The organism is Alkalihalobacillus sp. TS-13 (assembly GCF_019720915.1).
GTDB lineage: Bacteria > Bacillota > Bacilli > Bacillales > Fictibacillaceae > Pseudalkalibacillus.
Map to the genome: position 1 here is coordinate 305,481 of NZ_JAHKSI010000001.1, position 21,985 is coordinate 327,465.

The following is a 21,985-nucleotide window of genomic DNA, read 5'->3' on the forward strand; positions in this document are numbered from 1 at the left end:
AAAGAAAGCATAAATACTTTCTTCAGTATAAGTGCAACTTTGGCTCAGCCATCACTAAGGCTTGGCTTTACCAAGTACCAAGTTTTCTTTATAAGTAGAAAGGAGCTGAGAAGATGGCTCAAGAATTGGAACTGGTCGATCATCTTGACGAGTTGAGGAAACGGATCCTCATTGTCGGAGCAAGTTTCCTAGCATTTTTCATAGTCGGGTTTGTTTTCGTAGAGCAAATCTATCAATGGCTTGTAAGAGATTTGAATACGGAGCTCGCCTTGCTTGGTCCGACTGATATTCTTTGGATCTATTTTAAAATTGCCGGAGTGGTGGCGATCAGCCTCACAATCCCGATGGCAGCTTATCATACGTGGCGATTCGTCGTTCCAGCTTTAGAAGCAACCCAGCAGAAGGCGACGTTGATGTTGATTCCTGCATTATTTTTATTGTTCATCATCGGCATCGGATTTGGTTATGCGATCGTTTTTCCTACGGTACTCAATTTTCTGCAAGGATTATCGAACGATGGATTCCAGATGTTCTATACGACGGAAAAATATTTCAATTTCCTTTTTCAAATGACGGTGCCATTCGGGTTCCTGTTTGAAATGCCTGTCGTCGTCTTATTCCTGACAGCGCTGGGAATCCTGAACCCTGCACGCTTGAAAAAATCAAGGAAAATCAGCTATTTCGTCTTTACGGTTCTAGCGGTTGTATTGACACCGCCAGACTTCTTATCTGATATTTTAGTACTCGTCTGTCTTGTCGTTTTATTCGAAATCAGTATAACGATCTCTGCCTTTGTTTATAGGAAAAAACTAAAGCGTGAACAAGAATGGAATGCGGATTATTAAAAGGATATACTGTACAATTCACCCAAAACGCAAGTGGTTTCACATACGAAATCACTTGCGTTTTTTCTACGAAAACGTTTAGATAAAACCTTTACATATACACATCTTTCATATACCCCTCGTATTTTCCCAAAGTATCTTTTTCGGTTTTTTGAAATACGGGTATATACTTTATTGATATAAACTTTACCAGAACCAATCATCGAAATCATTATTACGTTTGTGTGTTTTCTTACGGCTGTTGTTGTTGTCTAAAACTCTAAATGCTTCTCTAACTTTTCTTGCAAATTGTAGTGGTGGTTCAACTGATTCGAAATGCATATACATTGCTCTAGGTTCTTCAAACAACCAATGGTTATGAACTGCAGTAACAATGAGATCTCTTTTCCGAAGTTCTGTTAAGAGGGGGTTAACTTCTTCCTGTAAAAGAACTGTTTCTCCTAAGTTTAATGCCCTGCCTCTACTATCAATATTTTCAAAAGTAAAGAATTGAGGAATGACTAGTGGGGATTGAGTGGGTCGTCCAAGAATTGTAAATCGAAGATTACGGAATTTTTGTACCAGACAAACACCGTTTTCATCTAAACTTCCTTCCCCTCCAAGAATCCTGGCAAATTCCTGGCATAGTCTTTCAAGTTCTCGATTCATAATATAGCCTCCCTTCAAAAGGATAATAATATTAAATTGTTAAACCTTTAGTATCATATATATGAGATATTCTAGTATTTGAAATGGACAAACGTATAAATCTATTAAAAATTGATAGGGAAAGTAGAAATAGTGCTATAGTCTATAAATGGATAGCAGTTTTATGTTATTCAATTAAAGATCAGCTATAAAAAGTCAAGTAACCAAATCGATTTTTTTAAATCGTTTTTTAGAGATATAGGCATGCCGATCAAGAGCGGGCAAAAGCAGATCGGGAAAGGTTTGATCATATAGAAGAGCATTTTAGAGTTTTTTCTGGGTGTGTCGATATAGGGGGTAACTGGCAATTTGCCAAGCTCAAAATTATTTGGGTTTGAATTTGAGAAAGAAACAGGAGAAGGGAAAAGTATTAAACAAATGGATAAGTCAAATGTATTTAGAAAAGACGTCCAAAGCTGGAAAGTAGTTCATGAGCATTTAAGTACTCTAGATTAAGTAACAATATGGGAGAACTGTGTTTTTTTCAAACTTATATCCTTGAACCTAACTTAACTTATTTAGCTATGGAGACAAATAAACTAAATTTACTTAAAAGGATGGGAAGTTTCTTGATTTCCAAACAAAGTATACAAAATACATATTCACCACCAAAACATATTGTTTCAGCAGCAACTATTGTGATCAATGATACAGGGGAAATTTTATTAATTAAGGGTCCTAGGAGAGGCTGGGAAATGCCTGGTGGACAAGTTGAAGAAGGAGAGTCTCTAAAAAAGGCTGCGATCAGGGAAACAAAAGAAGAAACAGGTATTGATATTGACGTGTTGGAATTTTGTGGAGTGTTTCAAAATGTCAGCCGTTCAATATGTAACGCATTGTTCTTAGCAAAACCAGTGGGAGGTAAATTAACAACTTCTCCAGAAAGTTTGGAAGTCGGTTTCTATCCTATTAAGGAAGCTCTGGAAATGGTAACCTGGGGAAACTTCAGGCAAAGAATAGAGTACAGTTTGAATAAAAACAAGCAACCATTTTATGTGGAATTTTAACTGGTTTTCCGGTAGGAGGCGTTGATCAAAGCAGGATCACGCCTCTATTTGGTTAATATCTAACTTTTAGGCAGGATGATGGAGGTATCTAACGTTTAAATAGTATGGCGAGCAGGTATTAAAAATAAACAGACTTTTTTAAGTAGTCTTTTGTGAAATGATTCTAAGTCAAGTGATAGGAGGATGTTCGAAATGAACGGTTTAATAAAGGGGAAAATTGGTCTGGGTACTGCTCCTTTAGGAAATATGTTCAGGGACGCCCCGGAAGAAGAAGCGCTGGAAACGATCAATACTGCATGGGAACAGGGGGTCCGATATTTTGATACTGCCCCGTTTTATGGTGCTGGTTTAGCTGAGAGTCGCCTTGGCGAGGTTTTATCAAAGCATGATCGGGGTGATTATGTACTAAGCACCAAGGTAGGGCGAGTGATTTCAGATGAAATGGAGGATAAGGAAGGACTATTCGAATATGGACGTAAAAATAAAATCATTGAAGATTACAGTGAAGACGGAACCCTGCGTTCCATCGAGCAAAGCCTTGAACGTTTGAAAACAGATCGTTTAGACTTCGTTTATGTTCATGACATTTCTCCGGACTTTCACGGAGATGATTGGGTTACAAAGTTTGACACTGCTAGAAAAGGAGCTTTCCGTACTCTGACTCGCCTCCGTGAAGAAGGTGTAATCAAATCCTGGGGATTAGGGGTCAATCGAACCGAGCCGATCGAAATGGCAATTGAACTGGAAGAGACGATTCCAGATCTTTGCCTACAGGCTACCCGCTACACGCTCATGGACCATGAACATGCTTTGCGAAAATTAATGCTGTCAGCTTTGGAGAAAAAGATCGGCATCGTCGTTGGAGCGCCGTACAGTTCCGGTGTTCTCGTCGGGGGAAGTCATTTCGAATATCAAAAAGCACCTGATGAAATTGTTTCGAAGGCACAGAAAATACAGGAATTGGCTTCCAAGTATCAAGTTAGCGTCAAAAGTGTTGCCCTGCAATTTTCAATGGCACATCCTGCAGTAGCGGCGGTCATCCCTGGTACTACTCGTCCCGAACATGTCAGAGAGGATATTGCAGCAGCGCAGGAAGTTATCCCATCTGAGTTTTGGCACGAACTCCGTGAACAAAACTTAGTCTCACCTGTTGCTCCTCTGCCGATAGATTAATAGAATCCTACAACTGGTAAGGGGCTGTCCAAAAGTGTCTGACACTTCTTTTTAAGGACAGTCCCTATTTGATAATTTATTAAGTAACCATATCCGACATCTGATCCAGTTCCAAAGGCAAAAAGGCATACTCTCCGTCTTTGATTATCTCACGTTTACGAACTGGAATCGTATGTTTAAAGATCGGCCCATCTATAACTGTGGTATGAAACTCTCCACCTTCTCCGCAGGGGTCAATACCTCGAGCTTCAAGCTCCTTTATGTATTCATGGGTTAATGTTCGCCCTAAATCGTCTTCTCGCATTCCTAGTGATAAATTAACAGTTACAATTAGGGTTACAAATCCTAGATTTAGGAACTCTTCGACAGCTTTACGATGATTCATTTCCCATAAAGGCATCCCAAGGTTTAACCCAGCATTTTTCGAAACTTTTTCATGCCAACAGCCGTGAGCAGGCATATCCAGGTCTCCAGTTACTAACACTTCTGCTCCTTTATATTTTGCTTGTTCTAAAAGATGCATAAATACTTTTTCATAATCTGTCCAACTTGCAGCTGCAGTATATAAGGGCAAACCTATAGATTTAGCTTGGGCATGAATAAGCTCCGGAGGCGTTCCGTGGGATCTCGAACGTTTTCCCTCTTCCTCAAGCATAACGATAAGCCCAACTGCTTCTCCAATCTTCATTGCTTTATATAGAGCTAAGACACTGTCCTTTCCTCCACTAAAAGAAGATATGAATTTATGACCGCGAGCACCATTTTTCCAATCTATGAATTCTGACATTTCTATCCTTCCCCTTTATGTTTTTTCACACTACCATGTGGTTTCAATGTTCTTTTCGTAATTCTATCACGATTAGTTCTTTTTGTATCAGGGTGCAGTATTAGCGAAATTCTAATGCTGAATATTTAAGAGAAGTACATTTAAAAGAAACTACTTCAAAGTCAACAATGAAAAGAAACGTCATTCCTTTATAAAGGCTTTAGGATGATTGTACTCATTTTTCAGTTAGGGGGGAATAGAACTTCGGTTTTATAACGTAAAAAAAGCTTAGAATTTCAAGCTCTTTTAGTTATAGTTCCATTTTTGAAAATGGCAGTAAGAGTTTCACGCCTCTTTTATTGATGGGAAGGAATTTCATATCACCGATCAAATGACTCGCATAGCCTGCAAGACTTGCAATGAAGATTCCCTCTATCCCGATTGAAGCTTCAAATTGCCGAGCAATGACACCGAAAAACACGATTCCGAGTATCGAATGCGTATAGCTCCTATGGGGTACGAAAGAGGCTACAATGATATAGATGCCGAGCAGGAATAACCAGTTTTCTTGAAGCATGAAGCCTCCGATCAGTACACCGACACCGGATACAGTCAGCATATGCCTCCTCGTTATGAATGTAGAAAGAGCTATGATACCGGCGCCAGTCCCCATGCCATACCACTTTTCGGTCCCGGTTCCTTCCACAAAGCTATATACGATCAATAAAATGCCGATGATCTGGGCAAGCGTCTGGATGAATTTGTGCGTATTCGTGATCTTGTTACTCAATGTTCCATCCACATCAATGTCTGGAAGCAGCCCCGTTATTCCTCCGCAGGCAATCAGAATCCCTGTCGTCATCGGATCAGTCTCCAATGCATTGGAGGTGACCAATCCTGCTACACCGCCAACAAGCAGATGTGATGTCCCTTTCATGATGATTCACCTGTCTCTCTATTTTATTGTGAATGTGGCAGTAATCATCATTGTATAGAAAAAGCGTTCATGAAGAAATGCCAACAAGTGTTTTTGTGTCCTTGTGCTCATGAAGCATTAGGCCATCCGTCATGTGTTGTGTCAGCGGAAAAAAGGTGAACATTTCTCGGAGATCCCAAATTATGTATGATGGATCAACCTGAAAGTGTATATGATGCTGTAAGTCTGAAAATTGGTGCTGTTCCACCAGATTCTTTATAATAACACCTAGAACGTACGATTATTTTTGGGAGGTATATAAATGTATACATACTTGATGATTGTTGTCATTTTGGTAGGTGTCATTTCGTTAATTGGAACGATCATTGTCGGGAAGAAAGTAAACAAAGTAAGTAAAGATTACGAGATGGAAGATGACCGGACCTCGGCTCAATTGAAACGTTCTCATGAATATGAATCGCAATCTTTGAAAGTTAACTTGAAAGTGTTGACGCTTATTTATGTTGTAACGTTCATTCTCAGCATTATAGCTTTAATTGCTTATATCTTCTTAAGATAGCAAGATGTGTTTTCAATAAGCCGAATTCACGATCTCGATTAACTTGCTTTCCCACAGAATACAGCTTTGTCTGATCTATGAAAATATGATAAAGAAATGGTTATAGAGAGTGGAACCGATAAGGATCAAGCCTTCAGGTTCTGCTCTTTTTTCTTTTCCAGCATCTATTTCTTTTTAAAAATAGTATTTTCGCCGTTACAAATTTATCTTCACTTTAATATTATGTAACATCTGATAGAGAAGGGAGGAATGTTTGTGAGCGAAAAGGACAACCTTATCAAAGTAAATTCTTGTGACTGCAAGAAATGTAAAAAGAGCAGCGGTAAGCGAAGCAGCGGATGCAGCAGCGGAAAGCGAAGCAGCGGATGCAGCAGCGGGAAGCGAAGCAGTGGTTGCAGCAGCGGTAAACGAAGCAGCGGAAAACATGATGATCACAAGAAAAAGCGAAGCAGCAGCAAACATGATGATCACAAGAAAAAGCGAAGCAGCTGCAAACATGATGACCATAAGAAGAAGCATAGTAGTGGTAAGCATGATGACCATAAGAAGAAGCATAGTAGTGGAAAACTAAAATACAACTACAGTATTGATATATCAAGTGGCAAAAAGGATGACAAAAAGAAGCATAGCTTTGGCAAGTTTGATGACTGCGATAAGAAGCATAGCTTTGGAAAGCATGATGTCTGCGATAAGAAGCATAGCTTTGGAAAGCATGATGACTGCGATAAGAAGCATAGTTTCGGCAAGTTTGATGACTGTGATAAGAAGCATAGCTTTGGAAAGCATGACTGCAAGAAGAAAAGAAGCTGTGGCTGTACCCAGATTTGGGAACTATTTTAATATTATCTAGGACGAGTGTGTCTGTTCACACTCGTTTTATTTATACTTAAAGAAAGTATAAAAATACTTTCTTCAGTATAAGCGCAACTAAGGCTCAACCCACGCCAAGGCTTGGCTTTCCCAAGTTTTCTTTATATACAAAAATCAAATAATCTATTGTGAAATTGTGGAAGGTGAGGTAATGTATATAGAAATCTCTTTGGAAGGTGTGATGGTATTGGGACAAATTCATGGAAAAAGGAATGGAAGAATCCGTCTTTACTTTTAGCTGGAATTGGCATTTCGAATCTAGGGGATTGGATCTATCTGATAGCTCTGAACCTGATGATTTTGAATATGTATGACTCGGCAGCAGCTGTAGCGGGTCTTTATCTTTTGAAACCAGCAGCCTCGATTCTGACTAGTTTCTGGTCAGGGAGTTTCATAGACCGGTTCGACAAACGACGGATCATGATTGGACTTGATGTGATACGGGCTGTTTTCGTAGCCATCATTCCGTTTTTTTCGTCGCTTGGACTGATCTATTTGTTTGTATTTTTAATCAATATGGCGAGTTCATTTTTCCATCCAACCGCCACGACGTATATTACTAAACTTGTACCAGAAGAACGGAGGAAAAGGTTCAACTCCTTACATAACTTGATGTCTTCAGGCGCGTTTGTGATTGGTCCGGCAATTGCAGGTGCGCTCGTATTCGTTGGGTCTCCTGGACTTGCAATCTTTATGAATGCGATCTCTTTTTTACTTTCAGGTCTGATTTTATCACTGTTGCCTGGCACGGATGATGATGTAATTAGAGGGGATCGGCTCTCGTTTAACATGATTAAAGAAGATTGGAGTGCAGTCATAGCGTTTAGTAGAAAAGCAGTGTATATTATGGCTGTCTATACTCTTTTTGAAATTGTCATGGTATTCACTGCTGCATTGGATTCCACTGAAGTAGTGTTCACAAGAAGGGTACTTGGATTGTCTGAGAGTTCTTATGGGGTACTAGTGAGTATCGCTGGAGTAGGCTTCATTGCAGGTTCGATATGTGTCACACTCTTTGTTTCTATCATTCCATTGCGACACCTTATTGGAACGGGTGGATTTATGACCGCAACAGGTTATCTTATTTATTCATTATCGAATTCTTTTATTGGGGGATCCATCGGAGTGTTTGTACTATCTTTTGCATTGGCTTGTGCCAACACCGGGTTTATTACTTTTTATCAAAACAACCTACCTATTGAAATCATGGGGCGTATCGTAAGTACAGTCAGTGTTTTTCAATCAATTTTTCAAATTGTCCTCATCGTTGCCATCGGATTGGTCGTTGAAATTATTTCGGTCCAATTTGCCGTAATCACAGGATCCTTCCTTATGCTAACCGTTGCAATAGTGTTGATATGGTTGACAGCTATTCCGGCAAAATCAAAATATTTCAGGGATTCCAGTATCGTAACGCACGTTCATTAAAGGGGGAATAAAGATTGTCAAAGAAAACGAAGAATCTTGAGCAGTTGTTTGATTATCTTGAGAACGAAAAACTGATCAGCGGGGCAATGTTAGCAACGGAAAAAGGGAAGCCGATTTTTGTCAGAACTCTGGGGAAAGCAGATGTGGAAACAGATGAGGATATTCAAGAGAATACGATGTTCGAAATCGCCTCCCTGACAAAAGCTTTTACAGGAATGGCGATCATGGTATTGCAAGAACAAGGAAAATTGAATTCACTAGATCCGTTATATACTTATATCCCAGAGTTTCCTTATAAGGAAGAAGGGATCACCCTTCATCATCTACTGACACATACATCGGGTCTGCCTGATTATATAGAGATTTTTGAAGAACATTGGGATCGGGATCTGATAGCTTACAACAGTGATATCATCGATTATTTCATTGAAAACCAGCCGGATTTAATAGCAAAACCGGATGGAAAATTCGAGTACTGTAATACAGGATACATCTTGTTGGCTGAAATCATTGAAAGGCTGAGTGGGCAAGCATTCGGGGATTTTGTCAAAACTCATATTTTCGATCCTCTAGGAATGTCAAGGACCAGAGCGTATGCTCAACGTTTAGAAGGACCTATCGATAACTATGCAAAGGGTTATATTTATTTTAAAGATGAAGACCGATTCGAACTGCCGGATGGAATCGATGAGCATGCATATGTCTATTTTTTAGATGGAGCGAAAGGTGACGGGCAAATCAGTTCTACGGTTACAGATCTGTTCAAATGGACTGAATCATTAACAACTTCCAAGCTTGTGAACAAGGGAACGGTAGACCAAATTTTTACGCCAACAAAATTGAAGGATGATCGTCAATCTCATTATACCCATGGATTTCATATCGGAATGAAAGCTGGTTATGGATATGGATGGAAACTGGAAGAGGATGAAGAACTAGGTAAAATCATCACTCATGATGGGTATGGTGCAGGTTACAGCAGTGGAATCGTCATCTATCCTGATCACGATATCACACTGATCTATATCAGTAATCTGGATTATAGTGAAGGTCTACTGAATAAAATCCACCATGAGGTAATGCTTGAAATGGAAAACATCATGTTCGAACGACCTTTCAAATTACCAAAACTTCAAGTTGTAAAATCCTAAGGGGGATATAATCATGGGAAAGCAATTTTCAGAGATTCAGAATGATCACATGGAATTTATCAGTAAGCAGCATCTCTTTTTTGTGGGCACGGCACCATTATCAAAGGAGGGGCATGTCAATTTATCGCCAAAGGGGTATGATACCTTGCGTGTTCTTTCGGCGACAGAGATTGCGTATTTGGACCTGACCGGAAGCGGAAACGAAACGAGCGGACATATCGAGGAGAATGGTCGGATTACTTTCATGTTTTGCGCGTTTGATGGACCGCCTCAAATCCTGAGACTCTATGGAACCGGTAACGTCGTCCTGCCAGATTCGGAAAACTGGGATACTTATGTGAAGCATTTCGACCTTCTCCCAGGGACTCGGCAGATCATTACTGCAAACATCCATAAAGTAACGACCTCCTGTGGTTATAGTGTTCCGTTCATGGATTTTACAGGAGAAAGGGAAACCCTGAACATTTCAAATACGAAAAAAGGGCCAAAACTCGAAAACTACAGACGTGAAAAAAACGCAAAGACGATTGACGGATTGGAAACAACGCTAGGGAAGAAGTTGAACAGAAAATAATTGAAGTCCTACATCCAAAGTTGTAGAAAAGTTGATACCGTAACATGATTCGGAAATGCCGGTCAAACCATACAATTAAGGTAACAAATAGAGAGAGAAGGCTATACTATGAGATTCAGAGATTTTCACAAGAACATTAAAATCCGGATCATCGAGACGTTCATGAGTCGTTTTGTCGGAAGCATGATTTTTCCGTTCATGTCAATTTATTTAGCGGTCCATTTTGGCGCAAAGATGGCAGGACTTTTATTGTTGGTTAACGTATTTATAGGTATTGGAATAAATTTCATCGGAGGGTATTTCGCTGATCAGTTCGGCAGGAAAAAGATCATGCTGTTTGCGGAAACACTGCGATTGCTTGCATTTTTCGTCATGATGCTCTGTAACTCCCCCTGGTTCTTTTCACCAGGAATTACATTCATGATGATGACAGTGAATAGCATTTGCTGGGGGCTTGCAGGACCTGCGAACTCTGCAATGCTCATTGATGTCAGTACACCTGAGCAGCGAAAGTTGATGTATTCGATCACCTATTGGGCGAATAATCTATCGATCGCAATCGGTGGAATCTTAGGGGCATTTCTTTTCAAAGATTACTTGTTCCAGTTGTTCCTGGCCTTGACTGTTGTAACAATCGTGGTGGTCTATCTTGTCGCTTTCTTTATAGAGGAAAGCTATGCACCAGTCAGTACAATCTTGAAACCACAAGAACATGTGATGAAATTGTTTTCGAATTATAAAAAAGTTTTGCACGACCGTTTGTTTGTCCTGTATGTCATAGCTGGTGTCTTGATTTTATCAATGGAGTTCCAGTTGACGAACTACGTGGGTATCCGTTTGAGTGCGGAAATGCCGGTTCAACAGTTCTTATTTTGGGAAATCAATGGTGTGCAGATGATGGGATTCTTACGTAGTGAAAACACGATATTGGTTGCGTTGATGGCATTGTTTGCTACGAAACTGATCACACCGTTCAAAGACAAATACGTGCTTGTCGGAAGCTGCTTCATTTTCACAATTGGGTATGGTGTAATCGCTTATTCGAATAGTATCGTCCTCCTATTGCTCATGATGGCAATTCTGACAATCGGCGAGGTATGCCGGGTGCCTGTAGAGCAGTCATACATGGCTTCAATACCACCTGATGATGCAAGAAGTTCGTATATGGCATTTAACGGGCTCCAATACAACCTGGCAATGCTGATCGTTTCCATTACTGTTACGCTCGGCGCAATCCTTCCGTCAGGTATCATGGCAATCCTGATTACAGTTGTCGGACTGAGCGGCACACTGATTTACTATATGATCACACCAGGGCTGGATGCTCGTAAACAAGAGGTTGAAATGAAGCAAGCGGGTTAATGTTAGTAGGGGGTTTTTATGAAAAAGTGGATTGCTGGATTAGTAGCTTTACTCGTCATTTCCAGTGGATATTTTGCTTACGGGAAAATGACGGATGATACGTATGAAGGGATGTCGATCGTTCCTGAAAATCGTGATGATTTACCGTTATACAAAGGATTGGAACCGAATCGGAATTCTTACACGATAGAAGGTGATCATTGGGAAAATATCTACAAATATTATTTGGAAGAACTACCTGAAGACGGCTGGATGTTGGGACATGATGATTCTGCGCTTGATGATACTGATGCAGAAAATGACTGGAGCGGATTTCGTTCGACCTGGATCAAGGATGGATTCGATGGCGAGCTTCACTTGTCCGCTTCTTATAATGAACATAATGACGAAACTGAAGTGAACTTTGACAAGACGATGCGCCATATTTCTACCGAATGGATTGGAACAAACCCTGAAACGGTTTGTATCTATGAAAAGGTAGATGATCAGGAATGCCGTGGAATAGAGGATGAGGAAAGTGTCGAAGAAATTGTTCGTCTTATCAATTCCAGTTTGGATTGGAACGATGCAATTGAGCCGAGGGAGAAGAAAAGCCTCTTAGAGATTGGTGGTTTAAAGGTGGAGGTCCATTATGAATCTGATAGTGAAGTTTATCTCCGCTCACATAAAGGGATCAAAATAATGAAACCAGAACCGGAATTCTTTGAGCACACGAAGTTATCTGTTGAGTGATACTTTAATATTGTCCATGGATAAGCCTTATAGCCCATTCCATGAAAAATCTTAAAAATCAAGCTTATTTTCAACAGAGCTCTGTTGAATTCACCTAATTCTGTCCGAAGAAGATTCAACTTCGGACAGTTATTTGTTGAATTCACCTGTTCCTGTCCGAACATGCCACGATTGAGACAGTGTTTGAGCACTTAATCTCCAAGTCTATCAGATTGCCCGCATGACCTTAATCTTTTTCTAATAAACTTATAGAAGAGGACAGTACGCTGATGGAGGTTGATCATGGCGATTCATACAGTTGTTTACGGGGATACATTGTGGCGGATATCAAGCAATTATGGGGTGCCGATCCAGACGATAAAACAGGTGAACGGTCTTGTCTCTGATGCTTTGGTACCGGGTTTAGGTCTTTACCTCCCGGATCAAACCCCCCCGGAGTGGTTTTACCAAATAAGGGCGGGGGACACATATTGGAAGCTGGCTCAGCAATTTCAGACGACAATACAGGCAATCATTTCAGCGAATCCCGGAGTCGATCCGAATGCCCTACAAATCCGTCAAAGAATCCGCATTCCAACAATGTTGAAATATCCTATGCAATCGCTTATTTTCATAGATGCCTGGGATCAATCCCCCTATCAGGACTACTTAAGGGAAATTTCCGAAAGCATCACGTATCTTGCGATTTTCACTTACACGTTCAATCGCATAGGTAGTCTCATCCAGCCGAATGATGAATCGATCCTCCAGACGAGTAAACAGTTGAATATAAAACCATTGCTAGTCATCAGTAATTATGAAGGAGGTACTTTCAGTCCGGAATTGGCGGATGAGGTTTTACAAAATACTACAGCTCGAAGTGCCCTTATCAGAAATCTAGTCACCGCAGTTGACAACAAAGGTTTTGCTGGTGTCAGCATCGATTTTGAATTCGTTCCTCCAACGAGACGAAATGAGTTCACAGCTTTTTTACGGGAATTAAAAGCAGAACTCGGTATACGGATCCTGCAGGTCAATGCACATGCAAAGAGCAGTGATCTGCCGACGAACAGGCTGGTCGGATTTCTCGATTACAGAGCAATTGGTGAAATAGTCGATATTGTTACGGTCATGACATATGATTATGGGTACTCGATCGGCCCGCCGGATCCGATTGCACCGACATGGTGGGTCGAACAGGTACTGATGTATGCGACGGGTCAAATCAACCGTCGAAAAGTGATGATGGCCATGGCGCTTTATGGATATGATTGGACACTGCCCCATCAGGAGGGGAATGTAGCTGGCGCACTTTCTGCCAATAATGCACAAAATCTGGCTATCGCAAACTGGTCACCGATCCAGTATGATCCTCAACCTGAAGCACCAGGGTATAGGTATTGGAAAAATAATGTTGAACATGTCGTGTGGTTCGAGGACATCCGAAGCTATGTCGCAAAGTATAAACAAATGGAAGTCTATAACCTGCTCGGTGCTACCTATTGGCGACAGCGCTATCGATTCCCCCAGAACTGGGCATATCTTGCTAAGAATATCGAAGTCGTTAAATGATTTTTACGATACAGAGAAAAAAGAGCCTCCTCAAGGGGGCTCCATACAATTCGGTTAAAAACACGTTCGTGTTTTTTCATTACACTTAAAGAAAGGATAAGTGCAACTATAGCTCTGCCTGCGCCAAGGCTTGGCATTGCCAAAATTTCTTTATTGAATTCAATTGACGGGCATTTTGACATAGTCGATTTCAAAACCGAGGTCTTCGAGCATTTCGTGATCCTTTGTGCTTTCCTGGCCTGCTGTCGTCAAGTAGTCTCCGACGAATATGGAATTCGCTGCATAGAGGCCAAGTGGCTGTAAGCTTCGTAAGTTCACTTCACGTCCTCCCGAAATCCGGATTTCTTTTTTGGGATTGATGAAGCGGAACAGCGCCAGCACCTTCAAGCAATACCTCGGGTCCAACTCATGCGTTCCTTGTAATGGTGTTCCATCGATTGCATGCAGGAAGTTGACTGGGATTGAATCTGCATCCAGTACTTTCAGGCTGCGAGCGACATCGACGACTTCCTGTTTTGTTTCCTTCATGCCGACGATGACACCGGAACATGGGGAAATGCCCGCTTCTTTTGCAATATTGACAGTTGAGACTCGATCATCGTATGTATGGGAAGTCGTGATGTTATCATGATTCGTCTCCGCTGTATTCAAGTTATGATTGTAACGATCAACGCCTGCAGCTTTTAACCGGGCAGCTTGTTCAGGCTTGAGAATCCCCAAACACGCACAAATTTTCAGATCGTAATTTCCTTTGATTTCTTCAACGGCAGATACGACGGTATCAACATCGCGATTCGTCGGACCGCGGCCGCTGGCAACAATACAATAGGTCCCGACGTTCATTTTATGGGCCTGTTCTGCTCCATCCAAGAGGGTCTGTTTTTCGACCATCGGATAAGAATCGATTGGAGCTTTCGAGACGATTGACTGCGCACAATAGCCGCAGTTTTCAGGGCACAGACCTGATTTTGCATTCATGATCATATTGAGCTTCACTTTGTTACCATAGTAAGTTTTACGGATTTGGTAGGCTGCGTGAAGTAAAAGCAACAGTTCATCATCTGGAGCATCCAAAATCAATAATGCTTCCTCATCAGTAATTTCTCCTCCAGCAATGACACGTTCTACTAGGTCATTCCACTTTGTTGTCATATCTACACTCCTTTGTTATGCTGCAGATTTTTTAAAAGTACTAGAGGTTTTCGAAAGAGTACGGTGCAGCCTTGGTGCAATCAACCCTGCGCACACTGATAGAATGATATCTTTTGGTAGCGGTGCAAGCATCCAAGCCCATGCCATTTCATACGTGAAGCCTTCAGGAGCAGCGGCCCAGACTTTCATCGCCATATACATCCAGTTCGTTCCCGCTATGTAGTTGATCGCCATTCCGACTAATGCGGCAATTAAAAAGCTCTTCTTGCTAGCTTTCTTTTCAACGATTTTACCAGTGACATAGGCTACGAGAATAAAAGAAAGGATGAACCCGAATGTCGGTTTCAATACCATTCCAAATCCACCGCTGAATTGAGCGAATACAGGTGCGCCTGCCAGTCCAATCAAAGCATAGACTGCCATTGAAATCGCGCCGAGACGGCTTCCTAAAATCAAGCCTGCCAATACACTGAAAAAAGTTTGTAACGTTATCGGAACGCTGCCGATTACCAGAAGCGAGGTCAGGTTCGCGCCGACCGCCATAAGTGCTGCGAACACAGCGGCAAGTGTAATATCAATCGGTTTCAGTTTCATAAAAGTCTCCTCCAAATTCATCGTTGTCTCTCTAGTAGAATATCGGAAAGCATGAAAATATGTCAACTTTAATTTTATTAGGGTTAACAATATAAGCGGGCAAATCTCGGGAGAATTTCAGTGAGAGAAAGTCAAAGAAAGGTGAACGGTATGTGATATGGTAATTTTATTTGGAGTGTGCTTTTCTGTAGATCAGGGAACAGGTTAGTATAGGTATTGATATTTAACGGACACTGAAGACCTTATTTATCCAATATCAATTTGATTTACAAAAATAACGGACATCAGAGGCCTTAATTCATGAGAATGAGAACAAATCAGCCGTTTTGTTCACAGACAGAGGCTATGGTGTCCGTTAAATTTCGAAAAATACGTGTTTGTCACAAATAACGGCTCTGATGTCCGCTAATTTTTTGCAAATGGGAAGTATCGCAAACTTCTAAGAATGAACAACTGCATCAACCATTTCACCGTTCGTCCGATAATGCTGGATCATCTTGTAGACAAGATCTGATTTGGTGACGAAGTGGAGGGTTCTCTTTAATGCAGCAGGCTTTAAGCGACGATAGACGACCCCATGATGCTGGACATGTTCTGCTTGGATTTCTGGGATGAACGATAGGCCGATTCCTTCAGCTGTATATCCGAGTATCGTTTCATAAGGTGTTTCGAGCGCCAATTTAAATGAAATACTGTTATCCTTATACATGTTTTCTATTTTAAGCCGTGTTTCACATGGCTTCAGGGGAAGTATGATTTTCTCATCATTTAGTTCATCAATTGTAATAAAGGTTTTGTGCGCAAAAGGATGTGTACTTGGAATCGCCACTAAGTATTCTTCCTCAAATAGATTTAATGCCCGAATGTCATCATCCTCAACAAAGTCCTGAACGAACGCACCGTCAATTTCCCCTCTGTGAAGTGAATCCAGCAATTGTGAGCTCCTGCTTTCGAGCACCGTACACAGTTGATGGGAATCAATCTGTTTAGCGATTTTCGGAAAATAATAGGAAGCAAGAGTCGGCAAAGATCCGAAGCGAAACGTCGTGGGGTTGAGGGTGTCACAAATGACGGAATCCAGTTGTTTGATCAATGGTTTGATTTTCTGAAGAAAACGTCGTCCTTGATCAGTTAAATGAATGCCGATATTCGTCCGGACAATCAACGTTTGATTCAATGATTTTTCCAGCTGCTTCAGGTGTTTGCTCAAGGCTGGCTGTGAGATGAAAAGAGTGTTGGCCGCTTTTGATATACTGCCTTTTTCAGCGACTTCGATAAAGAAACGCAACTGTTGTAATGTCATCCTAACCACCTTCCTGGTATAACGAATTGTTATAGCGATTATATCATAATGATTCTTCCCGAGGCCTAATAATTGGATTATGCTGAAACCAGATGGAGGTGATACGATGAAAAGTCCAACAGCATCAACGAACCAACAGCACCAACCTGTAACGAACAAAAAAATTCATTATGCCTGGGTGATTCTTGCGCTTTCGTTTCTGACACTTTTGACTATCCAAGGAATCCGTTTATCATTTGGTGCGTTCATCCAGCCATGGGAAACGTTTTTCCAAACAAACCGTGGTTTAATTTCGATGATCGGGATGGTCAGTTATATGGTGTATGGCATTTCTCAACCAGTCGTGGGACAAATCACCGATCATGTGGGTCCAAGGAAAATATTTACCATCAGTGTGATATTCGTCGGCTCAGCGATGTTGTTTACGACTTTTACAACTTATCCCTGGCAAGTTTTCCTCCTATACGGTTTTCTTGCTTCGATTGGTTTCGGCGGGGCGTCACAGGTGGCAGGGACTGTGGTCATATCCAATTGGTTTCAGAAAAAACGCGGCTTGGCTCTTGGGATATTGTCAGCCGGTACGGCTGCTGGACAGCTGTTGGTAGTGCCCTCAACACTTCATTTTATAAGCTGGACGACATGGCAGACGACGGTTTTAGCCTATGGATTGTTTTTGATGTTTATTTTCCTGCCATTGATCGTGTTTCTATTGAAGAACAAGCCTTCAGAAATAGGATTGCAACCTTATGGATACACCGTCAAGCAGCCTGCTAAAACGGTTCAACTTCCAGTCCATGCAAGGGGTTCTTTCGTTTTTATAAAAGTGTTGAAAAAGAAAGAGTTCTGGTTTCTTATGCTTCCTTTCTTCGTATGTGGGGTGACGACAAGCGGTTTAATCGATACACATTTGATTCCATTTTCCAAGCATCACGGTGTATCCAATACCGTCATCAGCTGGACAATCGGATTATTGGCTTCATTCAATTTCGCTGGTACGATAATATCAGGTTATTTTTCAGATAAATGGGATTGCAGAAAAATGCTCGGTTACTTGTATAGTATCCGGGGACTGACTCTGATATTTCTGTTAATCATCGCTGGATTTTCAGATCTGACCGCTGTCCTTCACCAAAATCCGGTATTATTAATCATTTTCGGCATCTCGTTTGGAATCGTCGACTTTTCAACTGTCGCTCCAACGATCAAGCTGGCTACCGATTATTTTAAAAATTACAGCATTGGGCTGGTAGTCGGGGGAATCTTCCTCAGTCACCAGATCGGTGCAGCGCTTGGGTCCTATTTACCGGGTTTGCTGTATGACATGACAGGGAACTACCAGCAGTCGCTCATCTATTCGATCCTCGTCCTAATCGCAGCGGCGGTAATGAGCTTTATGCTTCCGAAACCAGAAAATGGTTAAAAGAAGATGAAATGAGGGAGACGTTTTGGATAAACACGCGCATATCAGGAAGTTCGATAAGCAGGCAAAAAAATATGAAAAAATGCAGAAAAAAGACCCGACGGCGAGGTTCCGTAGATGGATCATTCCTGGTGCAGAAGGGGAGGTCCTGGAGGTAGCAATCGGTACAGGACTGAACCTTCCCTTTTATAAAAATGTAACTGCGTTGACCGGGATCGATTTCAGTAGCGAAATGCTGGAGGCAGCAAGCAAGGTCACGGCACGTTTTCCTTTTCCGATCGAGTTGAAGCAAGCTGACGTTGAAACGGTTACGTTCGAAGAAAATCGCTTCGATACCATTGTTTCATCGCTGTCGTTTTGTTCATATGAAAAGCCTGTCGAAGTGTTGAACCGATTCGGGAAATGGTGCAAACCGGATGGTAAAATCCTCATGCTTGAGCATGGGAAAAGTACGAATCGATTGCTGAGAGGACTGCAGAAGGGAATTGATCCACTTGCTTATAAAATGATTGGCTGCCACCAGAATCGAGATATTCTTGGATATGTAAAAGCATCTGAACAACTGGAAGTGGTGAAAGTGGAGAGGGCTCTTGCAGGATTTTTTTATTTCATATGGGCCAAACCAGTGAAATAGAAAAGTGCTGACAGTTGAAGTCAGCACTTTCTTACAGTTTTACATGCTGTGTTTGATGCCCTTCTTGACGAGCAGCCAATTTGCCGGGAAACTTGTCGCTGTTCCGAGGAGCATTGCAATCTGCATCATGAACCAATATGTCATCGTATCTGGCTTTGGAGGTTGGGCAAATAAGTAGAAATGAACGATTGCCATCCAGCCGAACATTCCAATTTCAAAGGCGATCAAAGCTAAAGTATCGGCCTTTATCGCTTGTATGAATCCTTTTCTCCAGCTTATTTTCTCTCCCATTTTCCGGCTCATCGGAACGATAGAAAAGACCTGAAAGAATATCCCAAACAGATAAGCAAGGATGAATTCAACCGTGTAATGTGAAAAAAGGACAGAGCCGGCGATTGTCAAACCAGTCATTGTTACAATCGGAACACCGACTGCGTCACCGAAAGCACAGCCACTTGAACAATGGCTTGTAGAAACGAAGACACCTTTCCAACGCGGTTTATCTCCGTGCATATGTTCATGATTATCCTTATCATGCTCTTCGTGGTAGTGTTCTTTTTGTTTGGCCCGGCCAATTTTCCAATAAGCCAAAATGCCAAGTGGCCCTAAGTAAAGACCGTTGATCGGCCAAACGATATTCATGATTCCCATCGGTTGAGGTTTTTTTATGACATCGATCAAGATGAAAAGTGCAGATAAGATACCGAGGATGACTGCGATAAAGGAAATGACGGTTAATAGAATAACGAAACCCTCCTGTACAACCATACTACATAAAAAATACCCCATCGAGGTGTTGATTAAACGGTGTTGCTGGCTGTCCTGTATGGGTTTGTATATATCGCAACACATTTTTCAAAGGTTCTGTTAAAGGACTTTGTTGATTTTAAGCGAAATTTGCGACACTCCTGCGGGAAAAGCGGTCCAGGCGAGACCCGTGGAGGTGCTGTCTAGCTCAGCGACCAGTCACTTGGATCACTTCAAACCTCCTGCGGCGACCACAGCCTCCTCGTCAGTTTTCCAGTGACCTACGTGACTAGACAGGTCGCCGCTTTTCGTTTGCCCGCGGAAAGGGAGTAAATTTCGCAGAAATCAACAATTAAAACCAACAGAGTCTTTTCATAAAATCACAACACATATGGAAAAAGACCTCCCCTCATCATAAAAGATGAGAACGGAGGTCTTGTCAGTTTTACATTTGAAGAAAGTATAAATCCTTTCTTCAAAATAAGGGCAAATAAGGGTCAGCCTGCGCTATGGCTTGGCTTTGCCAAGTTTCCTTTATTTGGTTTGATCTTCATTATAATCATAATCGGAAGGGGCTACTGGCTTGAACCCTTTTGGTTTGTGGAAACGCAGCAAATCACTGTAAACGATTTTATCCGATAGTTCGAGTTCTTTTCTACCGAATTGTACTGCATCCTCACAATTTTTATTCGCTACGACTTCTCCAGTTGTATTGTCGTAGCATTTATCACTGACCGAAGAATACTCTGGTGTAATTACATCACCGTTCCGGAATGGTACGTTTTCATTGTGCTGAGGTGACAGCATATCTGAACCGAAATTGAGAAACGGTTCATCCTTGATTCCTAGAAGATGCAACACGGTCGGACGTACATCGATGTGTCCGCCATATTTATGAACTTGTTTCCCTTCCACGCCTGGAACATGGATATAAAGCGGAACTCTTTGAAGCTGAGCGTTCTTATATGGTGTGATCGGTTCGCCAATCACCTTTTCCATCGCTTCATTATGATTGGTAGAGATTCCATTATGGTCTCCATACATGACAATCATTGTATTGTCGTATAATCCAGCTTCCTTTAGATCATTGAAAAATTGCTTGAGTGCCTGGTCCATATAATTGGCGGTTTGATAATAGCCATTTACGACATTATCATCGGTTTCAGGAGTAGGAAATACAACATCCCCTTCATCCGTTTTAAATGGAAAATGATTCGACAATGTAATCATTTTAGCATGGAACGGCTGCTTCAGGTTTTTCAGATACGGAATGGATTCCTTGAAGAACGGTTTATCCTTCAACCCATAGTTGATAACATTTTTATCGTTCATGTCATAATACTCCGAGTCAAAAAATTTCTCGATTCCGTATGCTTTATAAATTTGATCACGGTTCCAAAATGTCTTGTTATTCCCATGGAAAGAGGAGGTCGTGTACCCATGCTGGTTTAATATCGCAGGCTGTGCCTGGTACGTATTTTGTGCCTTTTCCATTGATACAGCTCCACTCGGTAAAGGATAGAGGGAATTGGCCATCATAAATTCCGCGTCTGACGTTTTCCCTTGCCCTACCTGATGGAAGACGTTATCGAAATAGAACGTATTCGGGTCGTTCGTCAGTTTATTCAAGAATGGTGTGACTTCTTGGCCGTTAATTTTCTCACCAATGATGAAGGTTTGTAAGGATTCCAACGAAATGTAGATAACATTCATATTTTTTGCTGTACCGAAGTATTCCTCATTCGGTGGTGTTTCGTTTGCCTTGATGAATTCCTCTACTTCAGACAGATCATCACTGCTTGCCATAGCTCGTTGAGTAGATGATTTCGCCGTTACAATGGCATCATAGATTTGATAATTGTATTGTCCAAGGTATTTCACCAAATAGTTCCGATCAAATGAACGGGTGAGCAGTTGCGGACGATCCATTTCTGCCAGACCGAGATTTGTTGAGAAAATCAAGATAGCGGAAATGAAGACTAAACCAACTTTTTTCCTTGGAATCGGTGTATGGTGTGTTGTGACTTTGAATAATACCAATCCAAGAAGAATGAACGTATCGAGAAAATACAGGACATCGCTGAACTTCATCAGAGCCAATGCACTGTCACCGAGTTCACTTGCACTATTGGTGTGAAGTACTGTCGGTAACGTTATGAAATCATTGAAGAATCGGTAGTATGCAACATTTGCATATAAAAGGAAAGACAATAGGAAGTTGATGAATATCAACGTCCAATTTCTGCGTTTCCCATTCATCAATAAAGCGATTCCGAAGAACAATAACGCTGAACTGATCGGATTAATCAGCAACAGAAATGATTGTAATATATTTTTGATCCCTAATTCGAATTCGATTTGATATACGACATACGTTTTCAACCAAAACAATAGGACTGCTATAAAAAATAACGAAAAGGGTTTATTGAAAAAGCTTTTCCAGTCTTTATTCATTTGTTCCATACTTTTCACCTACTAAGACGATATTAAAAT

General features: G+C 41.3%; 23 protein-coding genes. 14 read left to right on the top strand and 9 right to left on the bottom strand.

Features of this window, described 5'->3' with window-relative positions; translation table 11 throughout:
• Positions 1-113 precede the first annotated feature (113 nt).
• Positions 114-845 carry a twin-arginine translocase subunit TatC gene (tatC, locus tag KOL94_RS01505; protein WP_221563449.1) on the top strand — a complete coding sequence of 244 codons (732 nt, stop codon included), beginning with the start codon at positions 114-116 and terminating at the stop codon, positions 843-845.
• Positions 846-1,031: 186 nt separating this feature from the next.
• Here tatC and KOL94_RS01510 read toward each other — a convergent pair whose 3' ends face one another.
• Complete coding sequence (locus tag KOL94_RS01510; protein ID WP_221563451.1) at positions 1,032-1,493, bottom strand: DUF1259 domain-containing protein; 462 nt, start codon at positions 1,491-1,493, stop codon at positions 1,032-1,034.
• 348 nt (positions 1,494-1,841) lie between these two features.
• Here KOL94_RS01510 and KOL94_RS01515 point away from each other — a divergent pair, with 348 nt between their 5' ends.
• The 3 genes from KOL94_RS01515 to KOL94_RS01525 all read left to right on the top strand — a co-directional run bounded on the left by KOL94_RS01515 (position 1,842) and on the right by KOL94_RS01525 (position 3,712).
• Positions 1,842-1,988 carry a nuclear transport factor 2 family protein gene (locus tag KOL94_RS01515; RefSeq protein WP_221563453.1) on the top strand — a complete coding sequence of 49 codons (147 nt, stop codon included), beginning with the start codon at positions 1,842-1,844 and terminating at the stop codon, positions 1,986-1,988.
• Positions 1,989-2,101: 113 nt separating this feature from the next.
• Positions 2,102-2,539, top strand: a complete 438-nt coding sequence (locus tag KOL94_RS01520; RefSeq protein WP_260412162.1) for an NUDIX hydrolase — start codon at positions 2,102-2,104, stop codon at positions 2,537-2,539.
• Between the two features lie 192 nt (positions 2,540-2,731).
• Positions 2,732-3,712, top strand: a complete 981-nt coding sequence (locus KOL94_RS01525; RefSeq protein ID WP_221563457.1) for an aldo/keto reductase — start codon at positions 2,732-2,734, stop codon at positions 3,710-3,712.
• A 79-nt stretch (positions 3,713-3,791) separates the two neighbouring features.
• On the opposite strand, the gene KOL94_RS01530 is transcribed toward KOL94_RS01525, so the two are convergent.
• Together KOL94_RS01530 and KOL94_RS01535 are read right to left on the bottom strand one after the other, a co-directional pair.
• The gene (locus tag KOL94_RS01530) at positions 3,792-4,499 is read right to left on the bottom strand and encodes a Dph6-related ATP pyrophosphatase (RefSeq protein WP_221563459.1); all 708 of its coding nucleotides are present in this window, start codon (positions 4,497-4,499) and stop codon (positions 3,792-3,794) included.
• A gap of 289 nt (positions 4,500-4,788) precedes the next feature.
• Complete coding sequence (locus KOL94_RS01535) at positions 4,789-5,415, bottom strand: metal-dependent hydrolase (protein ID WP_221563461.1); 627 nt, start codon at positions 5,413-5,415, stop codon at positions 4,789-4,791.
• Between the two features lie 301 nt (positions 5,416-5,716).
• Here KOL94_RS01535 and KOL94_RS01540 point away from each other — a divergent pair, with 301 nt between their 5' ends.
• Together KOL94_RS01540 and KOL94_RS01545 are read left to right on the top strand one after the other, a co-directional pair.
• Positions 5,717-5,974 carry a hypothetical protein gene (locus tag KOL94_RS01540; RefSeq protein ID WP_221563463.1) on the top strand — a complete coding sequence of 86 codons (258 nt, stop codon included), beginning with the start codon at positions 5,717-5,719 and terminating at the stop codon, positions 5,972-5,974.
• 292 nt (positions 5,975-6,266) lie between these two features.
• Positions 6,267-6,545, top strand: a complete 279-nt coding sequence (locus tag KOL94_RS01545; RefSeq protein ID WP_221563465.1) for a hypothetical protein — start codon at positions 6,267-6,269, stop codon at positions 6,543-6,545.
• Between the two features lie 23 nt (positions 6,546-6,568).
• Here KOL94_RS01545 and KOL94_RS01550 read toward each other — a convergent pair whose 3' ends face one another.
• Positions 6,569-6,760 carry a hypothetical protein gene (locus tag KOL94_RS01550; protein ID WP_221563468.1) on the bottom strand — a complete coding sequence of 64 codons (192 nt, stop codon included), beginning with the start codon at positions 6,758-6,760 and terminating at the stop codon, positions 6,569-6,571.
• A gap of 270 nt (positions 6,761-7,030) precedes the next feature.
• Here KOL94_RS01550 and KOL94_RS01555 point away from each other — a divergent pair, with 270 nt between their 5' ends.
• The 6 genes from KOL94_RS01555 (at position 7,031) to KOL94_RS01580 (ending at position 13,642) form a co-directional block, all read left to right on the top strand.
• Positions 7,031-8,272 carry an MFS transporter gene (locus tag KOL94_RS01555; protein WP_221567549.1) on the top strand — a complete coding sequence of 414 codons (1,242 nt, stop codon included), beginning with the start codon at positions 7,031-7,033 and terminating at the stop codon, positions 8,270-8,272.
• A gap of 14 nt (positions 8,273-8,286) precedes the next feature.
• Positions 8,287-9,423: a serine hydrolase domain-containing protein gene (locus KOL94_RS01560; protein WP_221563470.1), complete on the top strand. Its 1,137-nt coding sequence runs from the start codon at positions 8,287-8,289 to the stop codon at positions 9,421-9,423.
• 13 nt (positions 9,424-9,436) lie between these two features.
• Complete coding sequence (locus KOL94_RS01565) at positions 9,437-9,997, top strand: pyridoxamine 5'-phosphate oxidase family protein (RefSeq protein WP_221563472.1); 561 nt, start codon at positions 9,437-9,439, stop codon at positions 9,995-9,997.
• Between the two features lie 108 nt (positions 9,998-10,105).
• Positions 10,106-11,359 (top strand): MFS transporter, encoded by a 1,254-nt coding sequence (locus tag KOL94_RS01570; RefSeq protein ID WP_221563474.1) that lies wholly within the window; start codon positions 10,106-10,108, stop codon positions 11,357-11,359.
• Positions 11,360-11,377: 18 nt separating this feature from the next.
• Positions 11,378-12,091: a hypothetical protein gene (locus KOL94_RS01575; RefSeq protein ID WP_221563476.1), complete on the top strand. Its 714-nt coding sequence runs from the start codon at positions 11,378-11,380 to the stop codon at positions 12,089-12,091.
• Between the two features lie 282 nt (positions 12,092-12,373).
• The gene (locus KOL94_RS01580) at positions 12,374-13,642 is read left to right on the top strand and encodes a glycosyl hydrolase family 18 protein (RefSeq protein ID WP_221563478.1); all 1,269 of its coding nucleotides are present in this window, start codon (positions 12,374-12,376) and stop codon (positions 13,640-13,642) included.
• Positions 13,643-13,801: 159 nt separating this feature from the next.
• Here KOL94_RS01580 and bioB read toward each other — a convergent pair whose 3' ends face one another.
• The 3 genes from bioB to KOL94_RS01595 all read right to left on the bottom strand — a co-directional run bounded on the left by bioB (position 13,802) and on the right by KOL94_RS01595 (position 16,691).
• Positions 13,802-14,794 carry a biotin synthase BioB gene (gene bioB, locus KOL94_RS01585; protein WP_221563480.1) on the bottom strand — a complete coding sequence of 331 codons (993 nt, stop codon included), beginning with the start codon at positions 14,792-14,794 and terminating at the stop codon, positions 13,802-13,804.
• Between the two features lie 15 nt (positions 14,795-14,809).
• Positions 14,810-15,388 (bottom strand): biotin transporter BioY, encoded by a 579-nt coding sequence (locus KOL94_RS01590; protein WP_221563482.1) that lies wholly within the window; start codon positions 15,386-15,388, stop codon positions 14,810-14,812.
• A gap of 439 nt (positions 15,389-15,827) precedes the next feature.
• Positions 15,828-16,691: a LysR family transcriptional regulator gene (locus tag KOL94_RS01595; protein WP_221563484.1), complete on the bottom strand. Its 864-nt coding sequence runs from the start codon at positions 16,689-16,691 to the stop codon at positions 15,828-15,830.
• 106 nt (positions 16,692-16,797) lie between these two features.
• Here KOL94_RS01595 and KOL94_RS01600 point away from each other — a divergent pair, with 106 nt between their 5' ends.
• Together KOL94_RS01600 and KOL94_RS01605 are read left to right on the top strand one after the other, a co-directional pair.
• Complete coding sequence (locus KOL94_RS01600) at positions 16,798-18,111, top strand: MFS transporter (protein WP_221563486.1); 1,314 nt, start codon at positions 16,798-16,800, stop codon at positions 18,109-18,111.
• 25 nt (positions 18,112-18,136) lie between these two features.
• Positions 18,137-18,745: a class I SAM-dependent methyltransferase gene (locus KOL94_RS01605; protein WP_221563487.1), complete on the top strand. Its 609-nt coding sequence runs from the start codon at positions 18,137-18,139 to the stop codon at positions 18,743-18,745.
• A 39-nt stretch (positions 18,746-18,784) separates the two neighbouring features.
• Here KOL94_RS01605 and KOL94_RS01610 read toward each other — a convergent pair whose 3' ends face one another.
• Both KOL94_RS01610 and ltaS read right to left on the bottom strand, forming a co-directional pair.
• Complete coding sequence (locus tag KOL94_RS01610) at positions 18,785-19,534, bottom strand: DUF4396 domain-containing protein (protein ID WP_260412163.1); 750 nt, start codon at positions 19,532-19,534, stop codon at positions 18,785-18,787.
• A gap of 492 nt (positions 19,535-20,026) precedes the next feature.
• On the bottom strand, positions 20,027-21,955 hold the full coding sequence (gene ltaS, locus KOL94_RS01615; protein WP_221563489.1) for a lipoteichoic acid synthase: 1,929 nt from the start codon (positions 21,953-21,955) through the stop codon (positions 20,027-20,029).
• Positions 21,956-21,985: the final 30 nt, after the last annotated feature.